General features: G+C 73.8%; 18 protein-coding genes. 8 read left to right on the top strand and 10 right to left on the bottom strand.

What is annotated here, in order from left to right; translation table 11 throughout:
• From AB0927_RS19810 to AB0927_RS19790, 5 genes are all read right to left on the bottom strand, one after another.
• Entirely contained in the window at positions 1–2,106 is a 2,106-nt protein-coding gene (locus AB0927_RS19810) for a xanthine dehydrogenase family protein molybdopterin-binding subunit (protein ID WP_366668929.1), read from the bottom strand.
• 30 nt (positions 2,107–2,136) lie between these two features.
• A complete protein-coding gene (locus tag AB0927_RS19805; RefSeq protein ID WP_366668928.1) occupies positions 2,137–3,132 on the bottom strand; it encodes a xanthine dehydrogenase family protein subunit M in 996 nt (331 codons plus the stop codon).
• Positions 3,129–3,668 carry a 2Fe-2S iron-sulfur cluster-binding protein gene (locus tag AB0927_RS19800; protein ID WP_366668927.1) on the bottom strand — a complete coding sequence of 180 codons (540 nt, stop codon included), beginning with the start codon at positions 3,666–3,668 and terminating at the stop codon, positions 3,129–3,131. Before AB0927_RS19800 ends, AB0927_RS19805 begins: the two co-directional genes overlap by 4 nt.
• Positions 3,669–3,771: 103 nt before the next feature.
• Positions 3,772–5,127, bottom strand: a complete 1,356-nt coding sequence (locus AB0927_RS19795; RefSeq protein WP_366668926.1) for a lectin — start codon at positions 5,125–5,127, stop codon at positions 3,772–3,774.
• A gap of 201 nt (positions 5,128–5,328) precedes the next feature.
• Positions 5,329–7,215 carry an ABC transporter ATP-binding protein gene (locus tag AB0927_RS19790; RefSeq protein ID WP_366669015.1) on the bottom strand — a complete coding sequence of 629 codons (1,887 nt, stop codon included), beginning with the start codon at positions 7,213–7,215 and terminating at the stop codon, positions 5,329–5,331.
• Between the two features lie 160 nt (positions 7,216–7,375).
• On the opposite strand from AB0927_RS19790, the gene AB0927_RS19785 reads away from it, so the two are divergent.
• Complete coding sequence (locus AB0927_RS19785) at positions 7,376–8,134, top strand: crotonase/enoyl-CoA hydratase family protein (protein ID WP_366668925.1); 759 nt, start codon at positions 7,376–7,378, stop codon at positions 8,132–8,134.
• Between the two features lie 30 nt (positions 8,135–8,164).
• Here AB0927_RS19785 and AB0927_RS19780 read toward each other — a convergent pair whose 3' ends face one another.
• Entirely contained in the window at positions 8,165–9,439 is a 1,275-nt protein-coding gene (locus tag AB0927_RS19780) for a hypothetical protein (RefSeq protein ID WP_366668923.1), read from the bottom strand.
• A 203-nt stretch (positions 9,440–9,642) separates the two neighbouring features.
• On the opposite strand from AB0927_RS19780, the gene AB0927_RS19775 reads away from it, so the two are divergent.
• The 3 genes from AB0927_RS19775 to AB0927_RS19765 all read left to right on the top strand — a co-directional run bounded on the left by AB0927_RS19775 (position 9,643) and on the right by AB0927_RS19765 (position 14,105).
• Positions 9,643–10,728: a mechanosensitive ion channel family protein gene (locus AB0927_RS19775; protein ID WP_366668922.1), complete on the top strand. Its 1,086-nt coding sequence runs from the start codon at positions 9,643–9,645 to the stop codon at positions 10,726–10,728.
• Between the two features lie 636 nt (positions 10,729–11,364).
• Entirely contained in the window at positions 11,365–11,766 is a 402-nt protein-coding gene (locus AB0927_RS19770) for a DUF4186 domain-containing protein (RefSeq protein ID WP_366668921.1), read from the top strand.
• Between the two features lie 119 nt (positions 11,767–11,885).
• On the top strand, positions 11,886–14,105 hold the full coding sequence (locus AB0927_RS19765; protein WP_366668920.1) for an NADP-dependent isocitrate dehydrogenase: 2,220 nt from the start codon (positions 11,886–11,888) through the stop codon (positions 14,103–14,105).
• Here AB0927_RS19765 and AB0927_RS19760 read toward each other — a convergent pair.
• On the bottom strand, positions 14,102–14,281 hold the full coding sequence (locus AB0927_RS19760; RefSeq protein ID WP_366668919.1) for a hypothetical protein: 180 nt from the start codon (positions 14,279–14,281) through the stop codon (positions 14,102–14,104). The two genes, AB0927_RS19765 and AB0927_RS19760, sit on opposite strands and share 4 nt — an antisense overlap.
• A gap of 120 nt (positions 14,282–14,401) precedes the next feature.
• Between AB0927_RS19760 and AB0927_RS19755 the strand changes: the two genes are divergently transcribed.
• The 4 genes from AB0927_RS19755 (at position 14,402) to AB0927_RS19740 (ending at position 19,012) form a co-directional block, all read left to right on the top strand.
• Positions 14,402–15,712 (top strand): bifunctional o-acetylhomoserine/o-acetylserine sulfhydrylase, encoded by a 1,311-nt coding sequence (locus tag AB0927_RS19755; RefSeq protein WP_366668918.1) that lies wholly within the window; start codon positions 14,402–14,404, stop codon positions 15,710–15,712.
• The gene (locus AB0927_RS19750) at positions 15,713–16,852 is read left to right on the top strand and encodes a homoserine O-acetyltransferase (RefSeq protein WP_366668917.1); all 1,140 of its coding nucleotides are present in this window, start codon (positions 15,713–15,715) and stop codon (positions 16,850–16,852) included.
• A gap of 47 nt (positions 16,853–16,899) precedes the next feature.
• Positions 16,900–17,679 carry an N-formylglutamate amidohydrolase gene (locus AB0927_RS19745; RefSeq protein WP_366668915.1) on the top strand — a complete coding sequence of 260 codons (780 nt, stop codon included), beginning with the start codon at positions 16,900–16,902 and terminating at the stop codon, positions 17,677–17,679.
• Between the two features lie 106 nt (positions 17,680–17,785).
• A complete protein-coding gene (locus AB0927_RS19740; RefSeq protein WP_366668914.1) occupies positions 17,786–19,012 on the top strand; it encodes a cytochrome P450 in 1,227 nt (408 codons plus the stop codon).
• Positions 19,013–19,025: 13 nt separating this feature from the next.
• On the opposite strand, the gene AB0927_RS19735 is transcribed toward AB0927_RS19740, so the two are convergent.
• From AB0927_RS19735 to AB0927_RS19725, 3 genes are read right to left on the bottom strand one after another with little or no spacing between them, the layout of a single operon-like run.
• Positions 19,026–19,610: a hypothetical protein gene (locus AB0927_RS19735; protein ID WP_366669014.1), complete on the bottom strand. Its 585-nt coding sequence runs from the start codon at positions 19,608–19,610 to the stop codon at positions 19,026–19,028.
• Between the two features lie 8 nt (positions 19,611–19,618).
• Positions 19,619–20,194 (bottom strand): sigma-70 family RNA polymerase sigma factor, encoded by a 576-nt coding sequence (locus AB0927_RS19730; protein WP_366668913.1) that lies wholly within the window; start codon positions 20,192–20,194, stop codon positions 19,619–19,621.
• A gap of 59 nt (positions 20,195–20,253) precedes the next feature.
• Positions 20,254–21,678 carry a S8/S53 family peptidase gene (locus AB0927_RS19725; protein WP_366668912.1) on the bottom strand — a complete coding sequence of 475 codons (1,425 nt, stop codon included), beginning with the start codon at positions 21,676–21,678 and terminating at the stop codon, positions 20,254–20,256.
• Between the last annotated feature and the right edge of the window lie 61 nt (positions 21,679–21,739).

Genomic DNA, 21,739 nt, shown 5'->3' with positions numbered 1-21,739 from the left:
TCACCGCGCGGCGCCCAGAGCGGCGAGGATCCGGTCGGGGGTGAGGGGCAGTTCGCGGCAGCGGACGCCGGTGGCGTGGTGGACGGCGTTGCCGATCGCGGCGGCGGTGCCGACGATGCCGATCTCGCCGATGCCCTTGCTGCCCATGGGGTTGAGGTGGGTGTCGTCCTCGTCGATCCAGTGGGCCTCGACGGCGGGCACGTCGGCGTTCGCGGGCACGTGGTAGGAGGCGAGGTCACGTTCGGTGAAGTCGCCGAACGCGGGGTCCATGGTGCTGCCCTCGGTGAGGGCCATGCCCAGCCCCATGATCATGGCGCCGGTGAACTGGGAGCGCGCGGTGCGGGAGTTGAGGATGTGCCCGGCGGCGAAGACGCCGAGCAGCCGGCGCACCCGGGTCTCGCCGGTGACGGTGTCGACGGCGACCTCGGCGAAGTGGGCGCCGAACGCGTGCCGGGCGTAGGGCACTTCGGCGTCGGCGCGGCCCGCGGTGTCGGCGTGCGCGTCGAGGCCGTCGGCGGGCAGCGGGCCTTCGTGCGCGGCGAGTCGGGAAGCGAGGTCGGCGCAGGCGTCGTGCACGGCCCAGCCCCAGGAGGCGGTGCCGGTGGAGCCGCCGGCCACCCAGGCCGGGGGCAGGTCGCTGTGCCCGATCTCGATGCGCACCCGGTCCAGGGCGGTGCCGAGGGTGTCGGCGGCGATCTGGGCGAGGACGGTGCGGGCCCCGGTGCCGATGTCGGTCGCGTTGGTGCGCACCGCGAAGGTGCCGTCGGGCAGGGCGCGCGCGGTGGCGGTGGCCGGGACGGCGGAGGCCGGGTAGGTGGCGGCGGCGACGCCGGTGCCGAGCAGCCAGGGGCCCTCGCGGCGGGCGCGCGGGCGCGGATCGCGCTCGTCCCAGCCGAACCGGCGGGCCCCGTCGCGCAGACACTGCACCAGGTGGCGGCTGCTGAACGGCTTGCCGGTGCCCGGCTCGTGCTCGGGCTCGTTGCGGATGCGGAGCTGGATCGGGTCCATGTCCAGCGCCTCGGCGAGTTCGTCGACGGCGGACTCCAGGGCGTACATGCCCGGCGACTCGCCGGGGGCCCGCATCCACGAGGGGCTCGGCACGTCGAGGGCCACCACCTGGTGCACGGTGCGCAGGTTGGGCGTGGCGTACATGACGCGGGCGGGTGCCGCGGCCTGTTCCACGAACTCCTTGACCTGTGAGGTGTGGGTGGTCACCTCGTGCACGAGCGCGGTCAGCCGGCCGTCCGGGCCGGCGCCGAGGCGCAGCCGGTGCAGGGTGGGCGCGCGGTGGCCGACGACGGTGGGCAGACAGCGGCGGGGGTAGGCGAGGGTGACCGGGCGGGCGGCGCGCAGGGCGGCCATCGCGGCGAGGACGAGGTCGGGGCGCGGGGTGCCCTTGGAGCCGAAGCCGCCGCCGACGTGCTCGCAGACCACGGTGACCTTGTCCTCGGGCAGCTCGAACATCTGGGCGAGTACGGAGCGTGCCGTCGTGCCGCCCTGGCTGGAGGTGTACACCGTGAGCCGGTCGTCGTCCCAGTGGGCCGTGGTGGTGTGCGGCTCCATGGGGTGGTTGTGCAGCGGCGGCACCCGGTAGGCGACGTCGACGCGCGTCTCCGCCGCGGCGAAGGCGCCCTCGGGGTCGCCGTACTCCACGCGGCCGGGCAGACCGGCGTTGGCCTCCTCCGGTTCGTAGGCCCGCGGGTGGCCCTCGGTCAGTTCGACCTCGTACGGCTCGCTGTCGTAGCGGACGCGCACCAGCCGGGCGGCGTCCCGTGCCGTCTCCAGGGTCTCGGCCACGACGAGGGCGACGCACCAGCCCCGGTGCGGGACGCGCGGGTCCTGGAGCACGGCGAGGGTGGCGTCCTCGGGTTCGGCGAGCCGGGGGGCGTCGCCGGGGGTGAGGACGGCCAGGACGCCGGGCAGGGCGCGCGCGGCCGAGCTGTCCACCCCGGCGACCCGTCCGCGCGCCACGGCGGCGGGCACGGGCCAGGCGTGGGCACGCCCGGGCAGCGGGTACTCGGCGGCGTAACGGGCGGCGCCGGTGACCTTCTGCCGCCCCTCCAGGCGCTCGGCGGGAGCGCCGAGGACAGTGTCGGTGTGGGACACGATTCCTCCTGGCACCGGTGGGGTGCGCGGTCAGGCCACAGCGGGGGACGGGGTGAGGCGGCCGAGGACGTCGAGGGCGAGGTTGCGGGCGAGGGGCACCTTGTAGGCGTTCTCGCCCAGGGGCCGGGCCTCGGCCAGTTCGAGGTCGACGGCGCGTTCGAGGGCGGCCGGGGTGGGGGCGGCGCCGCGCAGCGCCTCCTCGGCGCGGCGGGCCCGCCAGGGCCGGTGCGCGAGCCCGCCGAAGGCGAGGCCCACGTGCTCGACCGCGCCGTCCGCGAGCCGCAGCACCACGGCCACGGAGGCGAGGGCGAAGGCGTACGACGCCCGGTCCCGCGCCTTGCGGTAGGCGGAGGGCATCCCGGCGGTGGCGGCCGGCAGGAGCACGCCTGTGATGATCTCGCCGGGCCGGATCTCGGTGTCCCGTTCGGGGTGTTCGCCGGGCAGCCGGTGGAAGTCGGCCACGGGCACGCTCCGGGTGCCGTCGATGCCGTACAGCTCGGTCCGCGCGTCCAGCGCGGCGAGGGCGACGGCCATGTCGGAGGGGTGGGTGGCGATGCACCGCTCGGAGTGGCCGAGCACCGCGTGGTCGCGGTGGACGCCGTCCAGGGCGCCGCAGCCACTGCCGGGGTCGCGTTTGTTGCAGGGCTTGTCCAGGTCCTGGAAGTAGGGGCAGCGGGTGCGCTGGAGGAGATTGCCGCCGGTGGTGGCGGCGTTGCGGAGCTGGCCCGAGGCGCCGGCGAGGAGGGCCTGGGAGAGTGCCGGGTAGCGGTCGCGGACGCGCGGGTCGGCGGCCAGGTCGCTGTTGCGGACGGTGGCGCCGGCCCGCAGGGAGCCGTCGGGCAGTTCCTCGATCCCGTCCAGGGGCAGGGCGCCGACGTCGACGAGGAAGGCGGGGCGTTCGACGCCGAGTTTCATCAGGTCGACCAGGTTGGTGCCGCCGGCCAGATAGCGGGCGCCGGGGTGGGCGGCGTACGCCTCGGCGGCCTCCTGGAGCGTGCGGGGCCTGAGGTATCCGAAGCCGTTCACCGGATCACGTCCTCCACCGCCTCGACGATGCCCGGATAGGCCCCGCAGCGGCACAGGTTGCCGCTCATCCGCTCGCGGATCTCGGGCCGGTCCAGCGGGACGGGGCGGCCGGAGGGGGCCGCGGGGTCGGTGACGTGGGAGGGGTGCCCGGCGGCTGCCTCGGCGAGCATTCCGACGGCGGAACAGAGCTGGCCCGGGGTGCAGTAGCCGCACTGGAAGGCGTCGCGGTCGAGGAAGGCCCGCTGGAGCGGGTGCGGTTGCTCGCCGTCGCCGGCCAGGCCCTCCACGGTGGTGACCTCGGCGCCGTCGAGGGTCACCGCCAGCAGCAGACAGCTGTTGAGCCGGCGCCCGCCGGCCAGCACGGTGCAGGCCCCGCACTGGCCGTGGTCGCAGCCCTTCTTGGCGCCCGTGAGCCCCAGGTCCTCGCGGAGCAGGTCCAGCAGGACACGGCGGTGGTCGACGTACAGGGTGTGCGGCTTGCCGTTCACCCGCAGGGTGATCTCCGAACCCGGGGCGGGCGCGTTTTCGCTGGTCATGGCATAGGGGCCTTCCGGACGGACCGAGGTGCCGTGCGTACCGGGTTCCGCGTATCCAGGTTCGCGGCACCTCACACGTCCACAAGGCCGGGCGGCCCGGGGCTCAGCCGGTGTAGCCGGCGAAGACGCGGGTGTAGTCCCAGTCGGACTGGGAGACGCCGGAGCAGCTGTCGGCGCCGCCGCCGGTGCAGGGGCGGTCGCGGTTGACGGACCAGAAGGTGAGGCGGGCGAGGTGGTGGGCCTGGGCGTAGCCGAGGATGGTGCGGAAGTCGTTCACCGTGACCGTCTCGTTGTTGTCGGTGACGCCGTTCATGGACGAGATGCCCATGTCCCGGTAGGCCTGGTCGTCGCTGTAGTGGTAGGCGTTCTTCAACGCGTTCTTCAGCCCCTCGGCGGCCTGGGTGGTCAGGTTGCCCATGTTCTGTCCGGCGCCGCCGAAGTCGAACGGCATGATGACCCAGGCGTCCGCGGTCAGCCCGGAGGCCGCGGCCCGGTTGACGAGACCGGTGTCGGGGCCGCTCTGCCCGGTGCCCATGGTGACGTACACCTTCAGGCCGGGGTTGTTCGCCTTCACGGTCTTCAGCGCGTCCACGGTGCGCTGCTGCACGGTGGCGTTGCTGTAGGCGTCGGCCTCGATGTCGATGTCGATCGCCTTCAGGCCGTAGGCGTTGATCACCTTCTGGTAGGCGGCGGCGAGTTCGCCCGCGCTGGAGCAGGAGCTCTCCAGCTTGTTGCCGCTGTAGCCGCCGAAGGACGGGATCACGTCACCGCCGCCCGCCCGCACGGTGTTGACGGTCTGCTGGTCCACCCCGCCGGTCAGCGGACGGCTGCCGTCCCACTGGGGGTTGCAGTAGCCGTTGCTGAGCACGAAGGCGAGCGTGAACCACTTCACACCGGTGGCCTGGGTGATGGCGGTGGGGCTGGGCGGGTTCCCCCAGCCCTCGTAGAGGTACGGCGCCACGGCCATCGGCGCGGCCGGGGTGCTCCCGCCCGCCGCGGGCGCGGTCCACTTCTGGTTGGCGGCGCCGGTACAGCTCCAGATCTGGATGAGGCTGCCGTTGGCGGAGTTGCCGTCGGTGACGTCCATGCACTTGTCGGCCTGCGGGTTGACGATGTCGTGGGCGGCGGTGACCGTCCACTGCTGGTTGGCGCCCCCGGTGCAGGTCCACAGCTGGAGCTTGGCGCCGTCCGCGGTCGAACGGTCCTTGACGTCGAGGCACTTGCCGAGGGCGCGGAGGGTGCCGTCGCTGCCGACCGTCCACTGCTGGGCACCGGTGCCGTTGCAGTCGTAGAGCTGTACGGGCGTGCCGTCGGCGGAGTCGGCGCCGGCGACGTCGAGGCACTTGCCGGCGAGGCCGGTGATGGCGCCGGTGGCGGCCTGGGCGGGGGCGGCGGCGAGCAGTCCGGAGGCGAGGGTGAGCGTGGCGAGGCAGACGGCGGTGGGGAGGGCTCTGGCCATGCGGGCGGCCTTTCGTGGGGGAAGCGGAGCGCGCCCGACTCGCTGGGGAGGCTTGGTGCGTCAGGCACGTCCGCAGTCTTTGTTTAAGGCGTGAAGTTAAAGGTCCACACCAATGGCGTCAAGGGTTCGCGCGGATCTCGTACCGGGACGGCCCGCCCGCGCCCCGCCCACGCCCCCGCCCGGCGCCCCCGCCCGCACCCCTCAGACGGCCTCCACCGCCGCCCCCTCGCCGTCCCGCTGCGCGAACTGCGTCCGGTGCAGCTCGGCGTACCGCCCGCCCACCGCCAGCAGCTCCTCGTGCGTGCCCCGCTCCACGATCCGCCCGGACTCGATCACGAGGATCTGGTCGGCGGCGCGGACGGTCGACAGCCGGTGGGCGATCACCACGGCGGTGCGCCCCTCCAGCGCCTCGGCGAGAGCCTCCTGGACGGCCGCTTCGGACGTGTTGTCCAGGTGGGCGGTGGCCTCGTCGAGGATGACGACGCGCTGGCGGGCCAGCAGGAGGCGGGCGATCGTCATCCGCTGGCGCTCGCCGCCGGACAGCCGGTAGCCGCGCTCGCCGACGACCGTGTCCAGGCCGTCCGGCAGGGACCGTACGACGTCGGCGAGGCGGGCGCGGCCGAGCGCGTCCCACAGTTCCTGGTCGTCGGCGTCCGGCCGGGCCAGCAGCAGGTTGGCGCGGACGGTGTCGTGGAAGAGGTGGCCGTCCTGGGTGACCATGCCGAGGGTGGCCCGCAGCGAGGCCGCCGTCACGTCGCGCACGTCCACGCCGCCCACCCGGACGGCGCCCGCGTCCACGTCGTACAGGCGCGGCAGCAGTTGGGCGATGGTGGACTTGCCGGCGCCGGAGGAGCCGACCAGGGCGATGGTCTGGCCGGGTTCGGCGCGGAAGGAGATGCCGTGCAGGACCTCGGTGCCGCCGCGGGTGTCGAGGGCGGCGACCTCCTCCAGGGAGGCGAGGGAGACCTGGTCGGCGGCCGGGTAGGCGAAGCGGACGGCGTCGAACTCGACGGCCACCGGGCCCTCGGGGACCTCGACCGCGTCCGGCTTCTCCTCGATCAGCGGCTTCAGGTCGAGCACTTCGAAGACCCGCTCGAAGCTGACGAGGGCGCTCATCACCTCCACCCGGGCCCCGGCGAGCGCGGTGAGCGGGGCGTAGAGGCGGGTCAGCAGCAGGGCCAGCGAGACGACCGCGCCGGCCTCCAGGGTGCCGCGCAGCGCGAACCAGCCGCCGAGGCCGTAGACGAGGGCCAGCGCGAGGGCGGAGACCAGGGTGAGGGAGGTGATGAACACCGACTGGGCGGTGGCCGTGCGCACCCCGATGTCCCGGACCCGGGCGGCGCGGGCGGCGAACTCCGCCGACTCCTCCCCGGGGCGGCCGAACAGCTTGACCAGGGTGGCGCCGGGCGCGGAGAACCGCTCGGTCATCCGGGTGCCCATGGCCGCGTTCAGCGCCGCCGCCTCCCGCTGCATCCGGGCCATCCGGCTGCCCATCCGGCGGGCGGGCAGCACGAAGACGGGCAGCAGCACCAGGGCGAGCAGGGTGATCTGCCAGGACAGGGTGAGCATCACGGCGAGCGTGAGCAGCAGGGTGACCAGGTTGGTCACCACGCCGGACAGGGTGTTGGCGAAGGCCCGCTGGGCGCCGATCACATCGTTGTTGAGCCGGCTGACCAGCGCTCCCGTGCGGGTCCGGGTGAAGAACGCGACGGGCATGCGCTGCACGTGGTCGAACACGGCCGTTCTGAGGTCGAGGATGAGTCCCTCGCCGAGCGTCGAGGACAGGCGCCGGCCGAGGATGCCGAGCCCGGCCTCCGCGAGGGCGACCAGCGCGATCAGCAGGGACAGGCGGACCACGGTGGCGGAGTCGTGCCCCGACACGATGGTGTCGACGACGTGCCCCGCGAGCACCGGGGTCGCCACCGCGAGCAGGGCGGTCACCACCCCGAGCAGGACGAACCGGACGATGCCGGCGCGGTGCGGGCGGGCGAAGGCGGCGATGCGGCGCAGCGTGGCGCGGGCGAGGGGACGGCGGTCGGCCTGCGCGTTCATCACGCTGTGCAACTGCGTCCAGGCGGTGGTCTCCATACTCATGAGGAGAACGTAGGACCTCAAGCTTCGTTGAGGTCAAGTCCGGGGCTTTTCCTCCGCTCCGGTGTCCGCGGGGCGGTCGCCGGGGCACTGGTGCGGCCGAAGGCCCGCTGCGGCAGAGTGACCCTCCCAGCCGCCTGGAGAGGGAGTGCCCGTCGTGCCGGTCCGTGTGGAGCGCAAGGAGTACGTCACCACCGTCGTCCTGTCCCGCCCCGAGGCCCGGAACGCCGTGGACGGTCCGACGGCCGCCCGGCTCGCCGAGGCCTTCCGGGAGTTCGAGGCGGACGAGAACGCCCGGGTGGCGGTGCTGTGGGGCGAGGGCGGCACGTTCTGCGCGGGGGCCGATCTGAAGGCGATCGGCACCGAGCGGGGCAACCGGGTGGCCGAGGACGGCGACGGGCCGATGGGGCCGACCCGGCTGCGGCTGTCCAAGCCGGTGATCGCGGCCGTCGCCGGGCACGCCGTGGCGGGCGGCCTGGAGCTGGCCCTGTGGTGCGATCTGCGGGTGGCCGAGGAGGACGCGGTGTTCGGCGTGTTCTGCCGCCGCTGGGGGGTGCCGCTGATCGACGGCGGCACCGTACGGCTGCCCCGGCTGATCGGTGCCGGCCGGGCCATGGACCTGATCATGACCGGCCGTCCGGTACCCGCGCCCGAGGCATACGCGATGGGGCTCGCCAACCGTGTGGTGCCCACCGGTGCCGCCCGCGCCGAGGCGGAGGCGCTGGCCGCGGAGATCGCCCGGTTCCCGCAGGCGTGTCTGCGCAGCGACCGGGCCTCCGTCCTCGACCAGGAGGGCCTGTCGGAGGAGGCGGCGCTGCGCGGTGAACTCCGGTATGGAACGGGCGTGTTGGCGGAGAGCGCGGAGGGCGCCGCCCGGTTCGCCGCCGGGGCGGGGCGGCACGGTTCGTTCTCCTGAGCACGCCGCGGGCGAGCCCCCCCGCCGGGGTCACTCCTCGGGCAGTCCGGCGTAGGCCCGCAGCGCGTCGCGCGGGGTGGGCAGGCCCCAGGAGCGGAGGATGCCCCAGAAGTTCGCCCACTGCCAGGTGACCTGGTCGAGTCCGGCGAGGACCCGGACCAGCCGGCGCTGGGGCCCGGTCAGCTCCGCGAAGGCGCCGGGACCGTCGGGGCCGGGCTCACCGAAGGCGAGCCGCAGCGCAGCCGTGGCGACGGGGAAGCTCGCCGGGCCGCTGGTGGCGGCGAGCCCGTCGGTCACCGCGTCCAGGGCCTCCGTCGGGAACCGGTCGGCGAGCAGGGCGAGGGAGGCGGCGGAGTAGCCGCGCGGGTCGCCCTCGTGGAACGGCACGCGGGGCGCGTCGGGCCGCGGCTCCCCGGCGCCGGCCACGAGTTCGGCCAGCACCCGCTCGCCGAGGGCCGCCTCGACGAGACCCTCGGCGCCGAGGCGGGACAGCGCCGTGGCCGCCGCCCACCGCACCACCGGTTCCCCGGCGACGAGGAACGGCCGCAGCCGGGCCGCCAGTTCCCCGCCACTCTCGCCGTCGCCGAGCAGCCCCACGGTCACCAGCGCGGTGGCCAGGACCGCCGGCTCGCCCTCTCCCTCCAGCAGCGGCAGCAGCCGCGGCAGACTCTCCGCGGCCGCCTCCGGGAACCAGGCCAGCACATACGCCGTACCCGCCCGCACGGCCGCGTCCGCGTCCCCCAGCAGGGGCAGCAGGGCCGGTATCTCGCCGCGCACCGCGTCGTAGGCGGCCAGTTCCGCCGTCATGGCCTCCAGTTGCGCGTCATGGTCGTACATGTCGCGGCGGAACTCCCGCATCCGCCGCTCCTTGTCGTCGGTCGCCGCCTCGACCCAGGCGTCGTACTCGGCGCGTACCGCCTCCGGGTCCTGGGCGCGGACCTCCTCGACGTCGGCCCGCCAGCCGGCCACCGCGACGCCGCCGGGCAGATGCGCCTCGTCGTAGCCGATGGCGAGGGCGGCGAGCAGTTCCAGGTGCGCGGCCCGGCCGGGCAGCGCGGGGTCCGCCGCCATGCGGGCGAGGAACGGCACGGCCGCGGCCGTGGCCGGGTACCGGCTGCCCTGGTGGAAGATGTTGCCGTACAACGCGTCCAGGGCCTGATGGCGCTGCTCCGCGTCCGGGGAGCAGAGGGCACACAGCAGTGCGGGCACGTCGTCGGCGGGGCCGTAGGCGTGCGTCAGCGCGGACCAGTCGACGGCGTCCAGGCCGGACAGCGCGGCGGGCAGCGCAGGGTTGATCTCAGTCACCCCGGCACTGTCGCACACGGCACCGACAACGGCTCCGGCCCCGGTGGTAGGGCGCGTTCCGGATACGGCAGGATGAACGCTCGTGCCGGTCACCGGAGTTCCGGGGCCGGCACGTTTCGCACATCCGCACATCGAGCAGGTGACAACGTGACGAGACCTCACATACGGCACTCCGCAGAAACCCTGCGTCCCGGAGGTGACCGGTGAACCGCGCGCTGACCCTCGACGACGCCGTGGTCGCCGGCATCGCGGTCGCGGCCGGCCTGGTGGCCGCCTTCCTCTCCCGTTCGCTGCTGCGCTGGCTGGCGAAGCACGCCAAACGGACCCGCTGGAGCGGCGACGACGTCGTCGTGGACGCGCTGCGTTCGATCGTGCCCTGGGCGCTGATCGCGGCGGGCGTGGCGGCGGCAGCGGTCGTCCTGCCGCTCACCAGGACCGTGCAGCACCACACCGACCAGGTGCTGGAGGTGTGGCTGATCCTGGTGGCCACGCTGTCCGCGGCCCGGGTCATCGCGGGTCTGGTGCAGACGTTCACCCAGTCCCGCTCGGGCGTGGCGGGCTCGGCGACCATCTTCGTCAACATCACCCGGGTGCTGGTGCTGGCGATCGGCTTCCTGGTGGTGCTGCAGACCCTCGGGATCTCCATAGCGCCGCTGCTCACCGCACTGGGCGTCGGCGGCCTCGCGGTGGCCCTCGCCCTCCAGGACACGCTGGCCAACCTGTTCGCCGGCATCCACATCCTCGCCTCCAAGACCGTCCAGCCGGGCGACTACATCCAGCTGAGCAGCGGCGAGGAGGGGTACGTCGTCGACATCAACTGGCGCCAGACGACGGTCCGCCAGTTGTCCAACAACCTGGTGGTGATCCCCAACGGCCAGCTCGCCAAGGCCAACATGACCAACTACACCCGGCCCGAGCAGCGGCTCACGGTGCCGGTGCAGGTGGGGGTGAGCTACGACTCCGACCTGGAGCAGGTGGAGCGGGTGACCGCCGAGGTGGTCGAGGAGGTCATGCACGAGGTCGGCGGCGCCCTGCCGGACCACGAGCCCGCGATCCGCTTCCACACCTTCGGCGACTCCCGGATCGGCTTCACGGTGATCCTCGGCATCGGCGAGTTCAGCGACCAGTACCGGATCAAACACGAGTTCATCAAGCGCCTGCACCGCCGCTACCGCGAGGAGGGCATCCGCATCCCCTCCCCCGTCCGTACCGTCGCCATCCAGCAGGGCACCCTCCCGATCCCGCAGCAGCGCAGCGCGGAGGAGGTGCCCCGGAGGGCCGCGGACTAGGGGGTGCCCGGCGGATCTTGGTGGAGGGAAGCCACGGCACGGTTCTGACCCAGGTGAGCGGGGTCTGGTGCGTCGAGATGCAAGGCGGAGGAGGGAGTCGACGATGGGGGCGCCCCCGCGCGAGCGAAGCCGAGCGTGGGGGAGTCGGCGACCGACGACAACGCCGCAGATCGGCGTGCCGGACCCCGCGTCTGCGCCAAGATCCGCCGGACACCCCTAGGGCGGGCGTCGCGAAGGCGGAAGCCGACGCGGAAGCCGACGCGGACGCAAAGCGGAATGCCGGTCACCGGCGCGGTCTCCGCTCGGCGGGGCGGCGGCCGAGGCGATCGCCGAGCCGGGTTCGAGGGTGGAGGCGGCGGCCGGGGCAGAAACCGGAAGCCGGCCCGAGGCGCCGCCCGGCGCCGAGAGCGACCACCCCGGCGGCGGTCCGCAGCATGGCCGGAAACCGCCGAAGGCGGCGGCCGGCCGCCGCCGCGAGACGCCGGGGCCGGCGCGGGGGCCGGTCGCCGTGACGCAAGCGGAAGCCGGCCGGTCCCGGCGGCCGGGCCCGGGACCGGCCGCCGGGACCGACGCGGAGGGCGGGGCTGAAACCGGGGCCGGGGTGATCGACGGGGCGGACCGTATGCTCGTAGCGGTATGACCGATTCACCCGATCCCCGCCCGATCGACCGGCGCCTGGACGCCCTCGCCCGCCAGCCGTTCCGGGCGGGATTCCACCTGCGCGGGCGGGACCGGGCCACCGCCGAGCTGAAGGGGCCGGCCACCATCCGGTGGCACGCCTATGACCTGGTCGCGCGGCGTCTCGCACCGGCCGCGCCGTACAAGGACGGCAAGCAGACGCCGTACCGGGGGCACCCGGTCTTCGTCGCCCAGCACGCGACCGCCACCTGCTGCCGGGGCTGTCTGTCCCGGTGGCACGGCATCCCCCGGGGCCGGCAGCTCACCCGCGCCGAGCACGTGTACGTGGTGGAGGTGATCTGCCGCTGGATCGAGCGCGAGATGACCGGCGGGTCCGGCGGGACAAGCGGAACCGGCTGACCGGGCACGGGGCCGGTCGGCGGAAAACAGTGTTCCCGGGGGCCACCCCTGTCGAGACCGCCCCCGGCACGAGATATCTTGATGTCGAGCAATGTTGCAGACGTGGAGCGGAGCACCCGGTGACTGACTCGACCATCATCTACACGTACACAGACGAGGCCCCGGCCCTGGCGACGCATTCGTTCCTGCCGGTGGTCCGGGCGTACGCCTCGCAGGCCGGTGTGCCCGTGCAGACCCGCGACATCTCGCTGGCCGGGCGCATCATCGCCGTCTTCCCGGAGTACCTGAACGAGGACCAGCGCATCGCGGACGCGCTGACCGAGCTGGGTGAGCTGGCCAAGACCCCCTCGGCCAACATCGTCAAGCTGCCGAACATCTCGGCGTCCATCCCGCAGCTCAAGGCCGCCGTCGCCGAGCTGCAGGCCAAGGGCTACGCCCTGCCGGACTACCCGGACGACCCGAAGACCGACGAGGAGCGCGAGATCCGCGCCCGCTACGACAAGGTCAAGGGCTCCGCGGTCAACCCGGTGCTGCGCGAGGGCAACTCCGACCGCCGTGCCCCGGCGTCGGTGAAGAACTACGCCAAGAGCCACCCGCACCGCATGGGCGCCTGGACCCCCGAGTCCAAGACCAACGTGGCGACCATGAGCGAGAACGACTTCGCCGGCACCGAGAAGTCCACGGTGATCACCGAGGACACCACCCTGCGCTTCGAGCTGGTCGGCGCCGACGGCACCGCCACCGAGCTGCGCGCCCCGCTGAAGGTCATCGCGGGCGAGGTCGTGGACGCCGCCGTACTGCGCGCCGCCGCCCTGAACGAGTTCCTCGCCGCGCAGGTCGCCCGCGCCAAGCAGGAGGGCGTGCTGTTCTCCGTGCACCTGAAGGCCACGATGATGAAGGTCTCCGACCCGATCATCTTCGGTCACGTGGTGCGCGCCTTCTTCCCGAAGACGTTCGCGAAGTACGGCGAGACGCTCAAGGCGGCCGGTCTCTCCCCGAACGACGGCCTCGGCGGCATCTACAAGGGCCTGGAGAGCCTGCCCGAGGGCGCCGAGATCAAGGCGTCCTTCGACGCCGAGCTGGCCGACGGCCCGGCGCTGGCCATGGTCGACTCCGACAAGGGCATCACCAACCTGCACGTCCCCTCGGACGTCATCGTGGACGCCTCCATGCCCGCGATGATCCGCACCTCCGGCCACATGTGGGGCGCCGACGGCCAGGAGCACGACACCCTCGCGGTGCTGCCGGACCACAGCTACTCCGGCGTCTACCAGGCCGTGATCGAGGACTGCCGCGCCAACGGCGCCTTCGACCCCTCGACCATGGGCTCGGTGCCGAACGTCGGCCTGATGGCGCAGAAGGCCGAGGAGTACGGCTCCCACGACAAGACCTTCGAGATCCCGGCCGACGGCACGGTCCGCCTGGTCGACGCGGCCGGCAACGTGGTGCTGGAGCAGGAGGTCGCCGCCGGCGACATCTTCCGCGCCTGCCAGACCAAGGACGCCCCGATCCGCGACTGGGTCAAGCTGGCCGTCACCCGCGCCCGCGCCACCGGCGACCCGGCCGTGTTCTGGCTGGACGAGAACCGCGCCCACGACGCGCAGCTGATCGCCAAGGTCAAGCAGTACCTGCCGGAGCACGACACCGAGGGCCTGGACATCCGCGTCCTGTCCCCGGTCGAGGCCACCAAGCTGTCGGTGGAGCGCATCCGCCGCGGCGAGAACACCATCTCGGTCACCGGCAACGTGCTGCGTGACTACCTGACCGACCTGTTCCCGATCCTGGAGCTGGGCACCAGCGCCAAGATGCTGTCGGTCGTCCCGCTGATGGCGGGCGGCGGCCTGTTCGAGACGGGCGCCGGCGGCTCCGCGCCCAAGCACGTCCAGCAGCTCGTCAAGGAGAACTACCTGCGCTGGGACTCGCTCGGCGAGTTCTTCGCGCTCGTGCCCTCCCTGGAGCAGTACGCGACGGCCACCGGCAACACCCGTGCCAAGGTGCTCGCGGACGCGCTGGACCGCGCCACGGCGACGTTCCTCAACGAGGACAAGTCCCCGACCCGTCGCCTCGGCGGCATCGACAACCGCGGCAGCCACTTCTACCTGTCCCTGTACTGGGCGCAGGAGCTGGCCGGGCAGACCGACGACGCCGACCTGGCCAAGGCGTTCGCGCCGCTCGCCGAGGCCCTCGCGGCCGACGAGCAGAAGATCGTGGCCGAGCTGAACGCCGTCCAGGGCAAGCCGGCCGACCTCGGCGGCTACTACCGCGTCGACCAGGAGAAGGCGGACGCGGTGATGCGCCCGTCGGCCACCTGGAACGCGGCGCTGGCCTCGCTGAGCTAGTACCGGTTCGTACCGGCGCTTCGCCCCATCGCCGCGCGGTGGGGCGAAGCGCTGTCCGGGTCGGCCGGGCCGTCGACGCGGTAGAAGAAGTACCGGCTGTCGGCGAGCGGGTGGTCCACCAGCCACGCCGTGGTTCGTCCATGACCATCCCCGGCCGCCCCGCGTGTCGGGGGCATTGCGGCCGTGTGTCCTCCGTGACGTCCTCATGTCGCCCTGTGCGTAAGCCTGTTGAGCGGTGCACCCGCGTGGTTGCCTCGTGCCACGTCACCGCCTCCCGCGCACGAGGAGCACGCACCATGAGCACGCAGCCCGGCACCGACGCCTGGTCCTTCGAGACGAAGCAGATCCACGCGGGAGCCGCCCCCGACCCCGCGACCGGCGCACGGGCCACCCCCGTCTACCAGACCACCTCGTTCGTGTTCCGGGACACCCAGCACGCGGCCGACCTGTTCTCGCTGGCCGAGCCCGGCAACATCTACACCCGGATCCACAACCCCACCACGGACGTGTTCGAGCAGCGGATCGCCGCCCTGGAGGGCGGGGCCGGGGCGGTCGCGGTGGCCTCGGGGCAGGCCGCGGCGACCCTGGCGATCCTGAACCTGGCGGGCGCCGGCGACCACATCGTCTCCAGCACGGCGCTGTACGGCGGGACGTACAACCTCTTCCGGCACACGCTGGCGCGGCTCGGCATCGAGGTGTCCTTCGTGGACGACCCGGACGACGCCGAGGCCTGGCGCGCGGCGATCCGGCCCGGCACCAAGGCGCTGTTCGCCGAGTCGCTCGGCAACCCGCGCGGCAACGTGCTGGACGTGCGGGCGGTCGCGGACGTGGCGCACGCGGCCGGGGTGCCGCTGATCGTGGACAACACCGTGCCGACCCCGTATCTGCTGCGGCCGATCGAGCACGGCGCGGACATCGTGGTGCACTCGGCGACCAAGTTCCTCGGCGGGCACGGCACCGCGATCGCGGGTGTGGTGGTGGACGGCGGCACCTTCGACTTCGGCGCGCAGGGGGACCGGTTCCCGGGCTTCACCGAGCCGGACCCGAGCTACCACGGGCTGCGCTACTGGCCGGCGCTCGGTCCGGGCGCGTTCGCGGTGAAGCTGCGGGTGCAGCTGCTGCGCGACCTCGGCCCAGCGCTCGCCCCGCACTCGGCGTTCCTGCTGCTCCAGGGCGTGGAGACGCTGAGCCTGCGCCTGGAGCGGCACACCGCCAACGCGCAGGCGCTCGCCGAGTGGCTGGAGCGGCGGGACGAGGTGGCGGTCGTCCACTACCCGGGCCTGGAGTCCAGCCCCTGGTACGAGGCCGGGCGGACGTACCTGCCGCGCGGGGCCGGTGCCATCGTCTCCTTCGAGCTGCGCGGCGGCATCGAGGCGGGCAAGCGGTTCGTGGACGCCGTCGAGCTGTTCAGCCACCTCGCCAACATCGGCGACGTACGCAGTCTGATCATCCACCCGGCGTCCACCACCCACAGCCAGCTCACCGAGGAGCAGGCGGCGGCCACCGGTACCGCGCCGGGACTGGTGCGGCTGTCGGTCGGCATCGAGAACCTGGCCGACCTCAAGGCGGATCTGGAGGCCGGCTTCCGCGCGGCGAAGGGCGTGTAGGTGAACGCCGTCACCACCGCCGAGCAGGTGCCGGTCACCGGGGCCTGGCGGGCGGGCGACCCGCCCGGCCGGCGCCGGTGGCACGCGCCCGGACGGCCGCTGGCGCTGGAGGCGGGCGGTGAACTGCCCGGCCTCCGGCTGGCGTTCGAGACGTGGGGGCGGCTCGCGCCGGACGCGTCCAACGCGGTGCTGGTGCTGCACGCGCTGACCGGTGACAGCCATGTCGCCGGTCCGGCCGGGCCCGGACACCCCACGCCCGGCTGGTGGGAGCCCCTGGTAGGGCCAGGACGGCCGCTGGACACCGACCGGTGGTTCGTCGTGGCCCCCAATGTGCTGGGCGGCTGCCAGGGCAGCACCGGGCCCGCCTCGCCGCACCCGGACGGCCGCCGGGCCTGGGGCGGCGCCTTCCCCTTCCTCACCCAGCGGGACCAGGTCGTGGCGGAGGCGGGCCTCGCGGACGCGCTCGGCATCGGCCGCTGGGCGCTGGTGGCGGGCGGCTCGATGGGCGGGATGCGGGCCCTGGAGTGGGCGGCGACGTACCCGGAGCGCACCGGGGCGCTGCTGCTGCTCGCCACGACGGCGGCGGCGAGCGCGGAGCAGATCGCCTGGGCGGGCATCCAGCTCCGCGCCATCCGCGAGGACCCCCACTGGCAGGGCGGCGACTACCACGACACCGGCCGCGGCCCCCACACCGGCCTCGGCCTCGCCCGCCGCCTCGCCCACGTCACCTACCGCAGCGAACCGGAACTGGCCGCCCGCTTCGGCCGCGCCCCGCAGGGCACCGAACACCCCTGGCGGGGCGGCCGTTACCAGGTGGACTCCTATCTGGACCATCACGCGGCGAAGCTGGTGCGGCGCTTCGACGCGGCGAGCTACGTCGTCCTGACGGAGGCGATGAACGCCCATGACGTCGGCCGCTCCCGCGGCGGCCCGCGGTCGGCCCTCGCCCGCGTCACGGCCCCCACCCTGGTCGCCGGCGTCGACTCCGACCGTCTCTACCCCCTCGCCCAGCAACGGGAGCTGGCCGCGCTGCTCCCGGGCGCGGACCGGACGCGGGTGGTGGAATCGCCGTACGGTCATGACGGGTTCCTGATCGAGACGGAGCAAGTGGGAGGGCTGGTCCGCGAATTGCTGGGCTGACTCACGTGGCACTGTGATCAGGCAGACCATCACCTCACGGAGCGGCCATGACCTCCTTCGAACTCTTGCCAGGTGCCCCCGAGTCCCCCGTGCTCCTGCACGTCCCCCACTCCGCACGCGCCGTCCCCGGCGACGTCCGGGACGGGATCGTGCTGGACGACGCCGCGCTGGAGCGGGAGCTGGACCACATCACGGACGCGCACACCGCGGAGCTGGCCGAGCGGGCGGCGGGGCTCGCGGGGCGGACGCCGTGGCGGTTCGTGAACCGGTTGTCGCGTCTGGTGGTGGACCCGGAGCGGTTTCCGGACGAGCGGGAGGAGATGCTCGCCGTCGGGATGGGCGCGGTGTACACGCGGACCACGCACCGAGGGGAGCTGCGGCCCGCGGACACCGATCCGGGGCCGCTGGTCGAGCGGTACTTCCGGCCGTACGCCGAGGCCATGACGCGGGCCGTGGCCGAGCGGCTGGCGGCGACCGGGCGGGCGGTGATCGTCGACGTGCACTCGTACCCGGCCGAGGCGCTCCCCTACGAGCTGCACGGCCATGGCCCGCGGCCGCCGGTGTGCCTGGGCACCGACCCCTTCCACACCCCGCCGAAGCTGCTCGGCGCCGCCCGCGAGGCGTTCGCGCGGTGCGGGGAGACGGGGCTGGACAGCCCGTTCGGCGGGGCCTACGTGCCGCTGGAGTACTACGGCACCGATCCCCGGGTCGAGGCGCTGATGATCGAGATCCGGCGGGACACATATATGCGCGAGCCCGGCGGACCGGCCGGAGCGGGGCTCGACCGGCTCGCGGCCGCGCTGGGCGCGCTGGTCGACGCGCTGTAACCGGGACGGCCCGTACCGTGCGGCCGGGCCGGCCGGCCCCGCGCGCGCCCTCCGCCTGGAGCAGTCCGGCACGACACCCGCCGCGCCCCGCTCCATGGTGGAGGGCATGACGACCATGGAGACCAGCGCGCCCACCGGCCAGGAACCGCCTCCCGTGCGGGACTGGCCCGTGCTCGACCTGGACGGCACGGAGTTCGACCCGGTGCTCGCGGGACTGGTGGGTGAGGGTCCGCTGACCCGAATACGGCTGCCGTTCGGCGAGGGCTGGGCCTGGCTGGCCACCCGGTACGAACACGTGCGGCTGATCACCAATGACCCGCGGTTCAGCCGTGCGGAGGTCGCCCGCGGCCGGGTCACCCGGCTGGCCCCGAACTTCGCGCCCCGCCCCGGCTCGCTCGCCTGGGCCGACCAGCCGGACCACAACCGGCTGCGCAAGCCCATCGCCGGCGCGTTCACGGTCGGCGCTATGAAGCGGCTGCGCCCCCGCGCCCAGGAGATCCTGGACGAGCTGGTGGACGGGACGGTCCGCGAGGGGCCGCCCGCCGATCTGGTCGAGCGGGTGCTGGAGCCGTTCCCGTTGTACGTCGTCAGCGAGGTGATGGGCGTCCCGGACACCGACCGGGACCAGGTGCACGCCTGGACCCGGCAGATCATCTCCCTGTGCGGGGGCGCGGAGGCCGCCGACCGGGCCAAGAACGGCCTGTACGGCTGGATCACCGACATCGTCCGGGCCCGCGCGCGCAGCGCCGGCGAGGACGTCTACTCGCTGCTCGCCGGGGCGGTGGCGCGCGGCGAGATCGGCGAGGAGGAGGCCGTCGGGCTCGCCGGCCCGCTGCAGATCGGCGGCGAGGCGGTCACCCACAACTGCGGACAGATGCTCTATCTGATGCTGACCCGCCCGGAGTTGATGGAGCGCATGCGCGCCCGGCCCGGCGAACGTGGCCCGGTGCTGGACGAGTTGCTGCGCTGGATACCGCACCGCAGCACGGTCGGGCTCGCCCGGATCGCCCTGGAGGACGTGGAGATCGCCGGGCACCGGATCGCCGCGGGCGAACCGGTCTACGTCTCCTATCTGGCCGCCAACCGCGACCCGGAGGTCTTCCCGGACCCGGACCGCATCGCCCCGGACCGGGAGCCCAACCCGCATGTCGCCTTCGGCCACGGCCACCACTACTGCACCGGCGCGGTGCTGGCCCGCCTCCAGCTCGAACTGCTGGTGGGCACGCTCCTCGACCGGTTGCCGGGGCTGCGGCTCGCCGTGCCGCCCCAGGAGGTCGAGTGGCGGCGGCAGACGATGATCCGGGGTCCGCGCACCCTGCCGGTGACCTGGTGAGCCGGCCCCCTGCTCAGGCCCGCAGCCACTGCGTGACGATCACCTCCGCGCCGGTGCGCAGCCGCAGGGCGAAGGGCCCGGACGGCGGGTCGTCGCTGGTGAAGCGGCCCAGGGTGTCGACGGCGACCGGGCGGGCGGCGCCGGGCCCGCCGAGCACCTCGATCCGCGCCGGACCCGGCGGCAGCACCTGTCCGATCAGCCCGTCCTCCGTGACCTCGACGTCGACGGTGAGCGGACCCGCGCGGAAGGTCAGCATGCGCGGCGCGTCCATGACCCCGCGCACCGGCAGCGCGTCCACCAGCGAGTCGAAGGTCAGCTCGGCGATCTTCGCGTCCAGGTCGTGCAAGGCGTAGGCGTCCAGGGCGAGTTGGCACAGCGCCTCGGGCACGGGGTCGAGGACGGCCGCCGCCTGGCGCAACTCCTCCTCCAGCAACGCGTCCGCCGCGAGGGCGGCGTGCTCGTCGAGAGAGTCCTCCGTGAGGGAGTCCTCGGCGAGAGGGTCCTCGTTGAAGGCGTCCTCGCTGAAGGGGTCCTCGCTGAAGGAGTCGGGCTCGCCTGCCTCCGTCTCCTCCCGGGGAAACCGCTCGTCACCGTTCATCTCACCGTTCACGCCGCACCCCGTTGGTCCATCCGGGCCCGCAGCCGGCGCAGACAGCGCTGGCGCAGGGGGCCGATGCTGCCGACCGCGATGCCGAGCGCGGCCGAGATCTCGCCATAACTGGGCGGCGGCGAGGCGATCAGCACGCGCAGCAACTGCCGGCAGCGCTCGCCCAGTTCGTCCAGCTCCTGCCACACGCGGCGGATCCGCTCGGCCCGGTCCGCCGCCTCCTCGGAGTCGATCAGGGTCTGTTCCGGCGTACGGTCGTCGCTGGCCCGGTCCAGGACCTGCGGATCATCCGTAAGGGTGAGCCGCGTCATGCCCTTGATCACCTTCAGGCACTCGTGGCGGGCGGTGGTGGCCAGCCAGGCGCCGGTCTTGTCGGGTTCCCGGATCCGCCCCAGGTGCTGGGCGAAGCGGAACCACACGGTCTGGTAGACCTCGTGCCCGTCGGCGTCGGAGAGCCGGTGGGCCCGCACCACCGACCACACCAGCGGGCTCATGCCTTCCACCAGCGCCTTCCAGGCCGCGGCGTCCCCGTCGACGGCGGACCGGACGAGCGCGCCGACCTCTGTTCGGTCCACGGCCCCACCCCTCGTATAGGGCTCGTCATGGTACGCCGTCAAGCGGAGGGTTCCGGCGCTCACGCGGGCAGCGCCGGGGCCGGTACCGGGACGGGGCGCCAGGTGGGCGGGCGCAGCGCGCGGACCTTCGCCCCGCGTACGTCGGCCCGGCGGGGCGCCTCCGCCAGCAGCCGGGCGCCGGCCCTGCGCGGGTCGCGTTCGCGCTCCGCCGTCATCAGGGCGGCGACGAGTCCGGCGGCGACCGGGGTGGCGAAGGAGGTGCCGCTCCACTGCGCGAGCCCCTCGAACATCACCTGGTCCGGCTTGCTCCCGGTGCTCTCCCGGCCCTCGCTCAACGCGCCGGTGTGGCGCGGGAACTGGCAGGTGCAGGAGTAGTCGAAGCCGAACCGGCAGTCGTCGTAGGTGGAGTGCTGGTAGTGGTACGGCACCGGGGTGCCGAAGCCGGTGAGGGCGCTGGTGAGGCGCTCGCCGGGGGCGAAGACGCGTACCCAGCGGCCGTGGTTGCTGAAGCACGCGGGGCCCTCGCCGTCCGAGCGCAGCGCCCCGACCGACACCACGCTGTCCGCGTACTCGGGCAGGGCCGCGTAGGCGGCGGGCCAGAACGGGACGTCGCTCGCGTTGTTCCCGGCGGCCGCGACCAACAGGGTGCGCCGCCCCCGCAGTTCGCGCATGAAGGCGTCCAGGCCGAGCAGCCCGTGCGGGCCCGGGGCGGGGCTGCCCGCGGAGAGGCTGATCACGTCGGGCCAGCCGCCCCGGTCGACGGCCTCGAAGAGCCGGGTGCCGAACTCCGACTCCAGTACGGCGCCCGCATCGTTGAGGGTGCCGCGGACGGTGATGTCCGTGTTGGGCGCGACGGCCGCGAGGATGCCGGCGATGAACGTGCCGTGGCCGACGTACTGGCGCAGCAGTCCGCCGTCGTCGGTCTCGGCCTCCTGGAGGTCGCCGGTGGTGTGGGCGAGCGGCGGGTAGGCGCGGTGGTCGTGCACCAGGCCGGTGTCGACCACCAGGACGCGGACGGCGGTCCCGGGGTCGTGGACGGCCTGGGCGGCGGCCGGGTTGGGCCGCGCGGTGCGCGCGACGGGCACCGGTTCGTCCCCGGGGCAGGCGTTGACCGCGATGTGCACCACGTGGTTGCGGCCGACCAGCCGGCGTCCGTGCCGCTCCTCGGCGGCCCGCAGGGCACCCAGGGCGTGCGGCACGGCGTCGTCGCCGAGGTCGGGGGCGCCGACCCGGATGCGGGTGACCCCGCCGCGGCCGTCGTCCGGGCCCTCGCGGCGCACGTGTTCGGGCAGCAGGCCCCGCGTCTCGGTGAAGTGGGCGCGCACCGCGTCCTCGACGGCGCGGGCCTCCTCGCCGGACCGGGCGAGGACGACCCCCTTCTCGTACAGCGGATGGGCTTCGTGGTCCGGGCCCATGGCCAACGGGACGTCGGGCATCGAACGCTGGATATGGTCGAACTGCTCGCTGAATCGCTGGGGTGCCATGCCGTGTCCTCCCCCTGAAAGGCGGTGTACGAGAGTGAGAGCCGCCGGTCCGCCATCTGAT

It is taken from the genome of Streptomyces sp. NPDC048106 (genome assembly GCF_040706415.1).
Taxonomy (GTDB): Bacteria; Actinomycetota; Actinomycetes; order Streptomycetales; family Streptomycetaceae; genus Streptomyces.
Note: the sequence above shows the minus strand (reverse complement) of the source record. Positions and strands in the feature narration are given on the sequence as shown.

Bases quoted from the DNA above. Each gene is read 5' to 3' on its own strand.
- AB0927_RS19800 (WP_366668927.1), bottom strand. From the start codon at position 3,668: ATGACCAGCGAAAACGCGCCCGCCCCGGGTTCGGAGATCACCCTGCGG.
- AB0927_RS19740 (WP_366668914.1), top strand. From the start codon at position 17,786: ATGACGACCATGGAGACCAGCGCGCCCACCGGCCAGGAACCGCCTCCC.
- AB0927_RS19770 (WP_366668921.1), top strand. From the start codon at position 11,365: ATGACCGATTCACCCGATCCCCGCCCGATCGACCGGCGCCTGGACGCC.
- AB0927_RS19760 (WP_366668919.1), bottom strand. From the start codon at position 14,281: ATGCCCCCGACACGCGGGGCGGCCGGGGATGGTCATGGACGAACCACG.
- AB0927_RS19755 (WP_366668918.1), top strand. From the start codon at position 14,402: ATGAGCACGCAGCCCGGCACCGACGCCTGGTCCTTCGAGACGAAGCAG.
- AB0927_RS19745 (WP_366668915.1), top strand. From the start codon at position 16,900: ATGACCTCCTTCGAACTCTTGCCAGGTGCCCCCGAGTCCCCCGTGCTC.
- AB0927_RS19725 (WP_366668912.1), bottom strand. From the start codon at position 21,678: ATGGCACCCCAGCGATTCAGCGAGCAGTTCGACCATATCCAGCGTTCG.
- AB0927_RS19735 (WP_366669014.1), bottom strand. From the start codon at position 19,610: ATGAACGGTGACGAGCGGTTTCCCCGGGAGGAGACGGAGGCAGGCGAG.
- AB0927_RS19795 (WP_366668926.1), bottom strand. From the start codon at position 5,127: ATGGCCAGAGCCCTCCCCACCGCCGTCTGCCTCGCCACGCTCACCCTC.
- AB0927_RS19790 (WP_366669015.1), bottom strand. From the start codon at position 7,215: ATGGAGACCACCGCCTGGACGCAGTTGCACAGCGTGATGAACGCGCAG.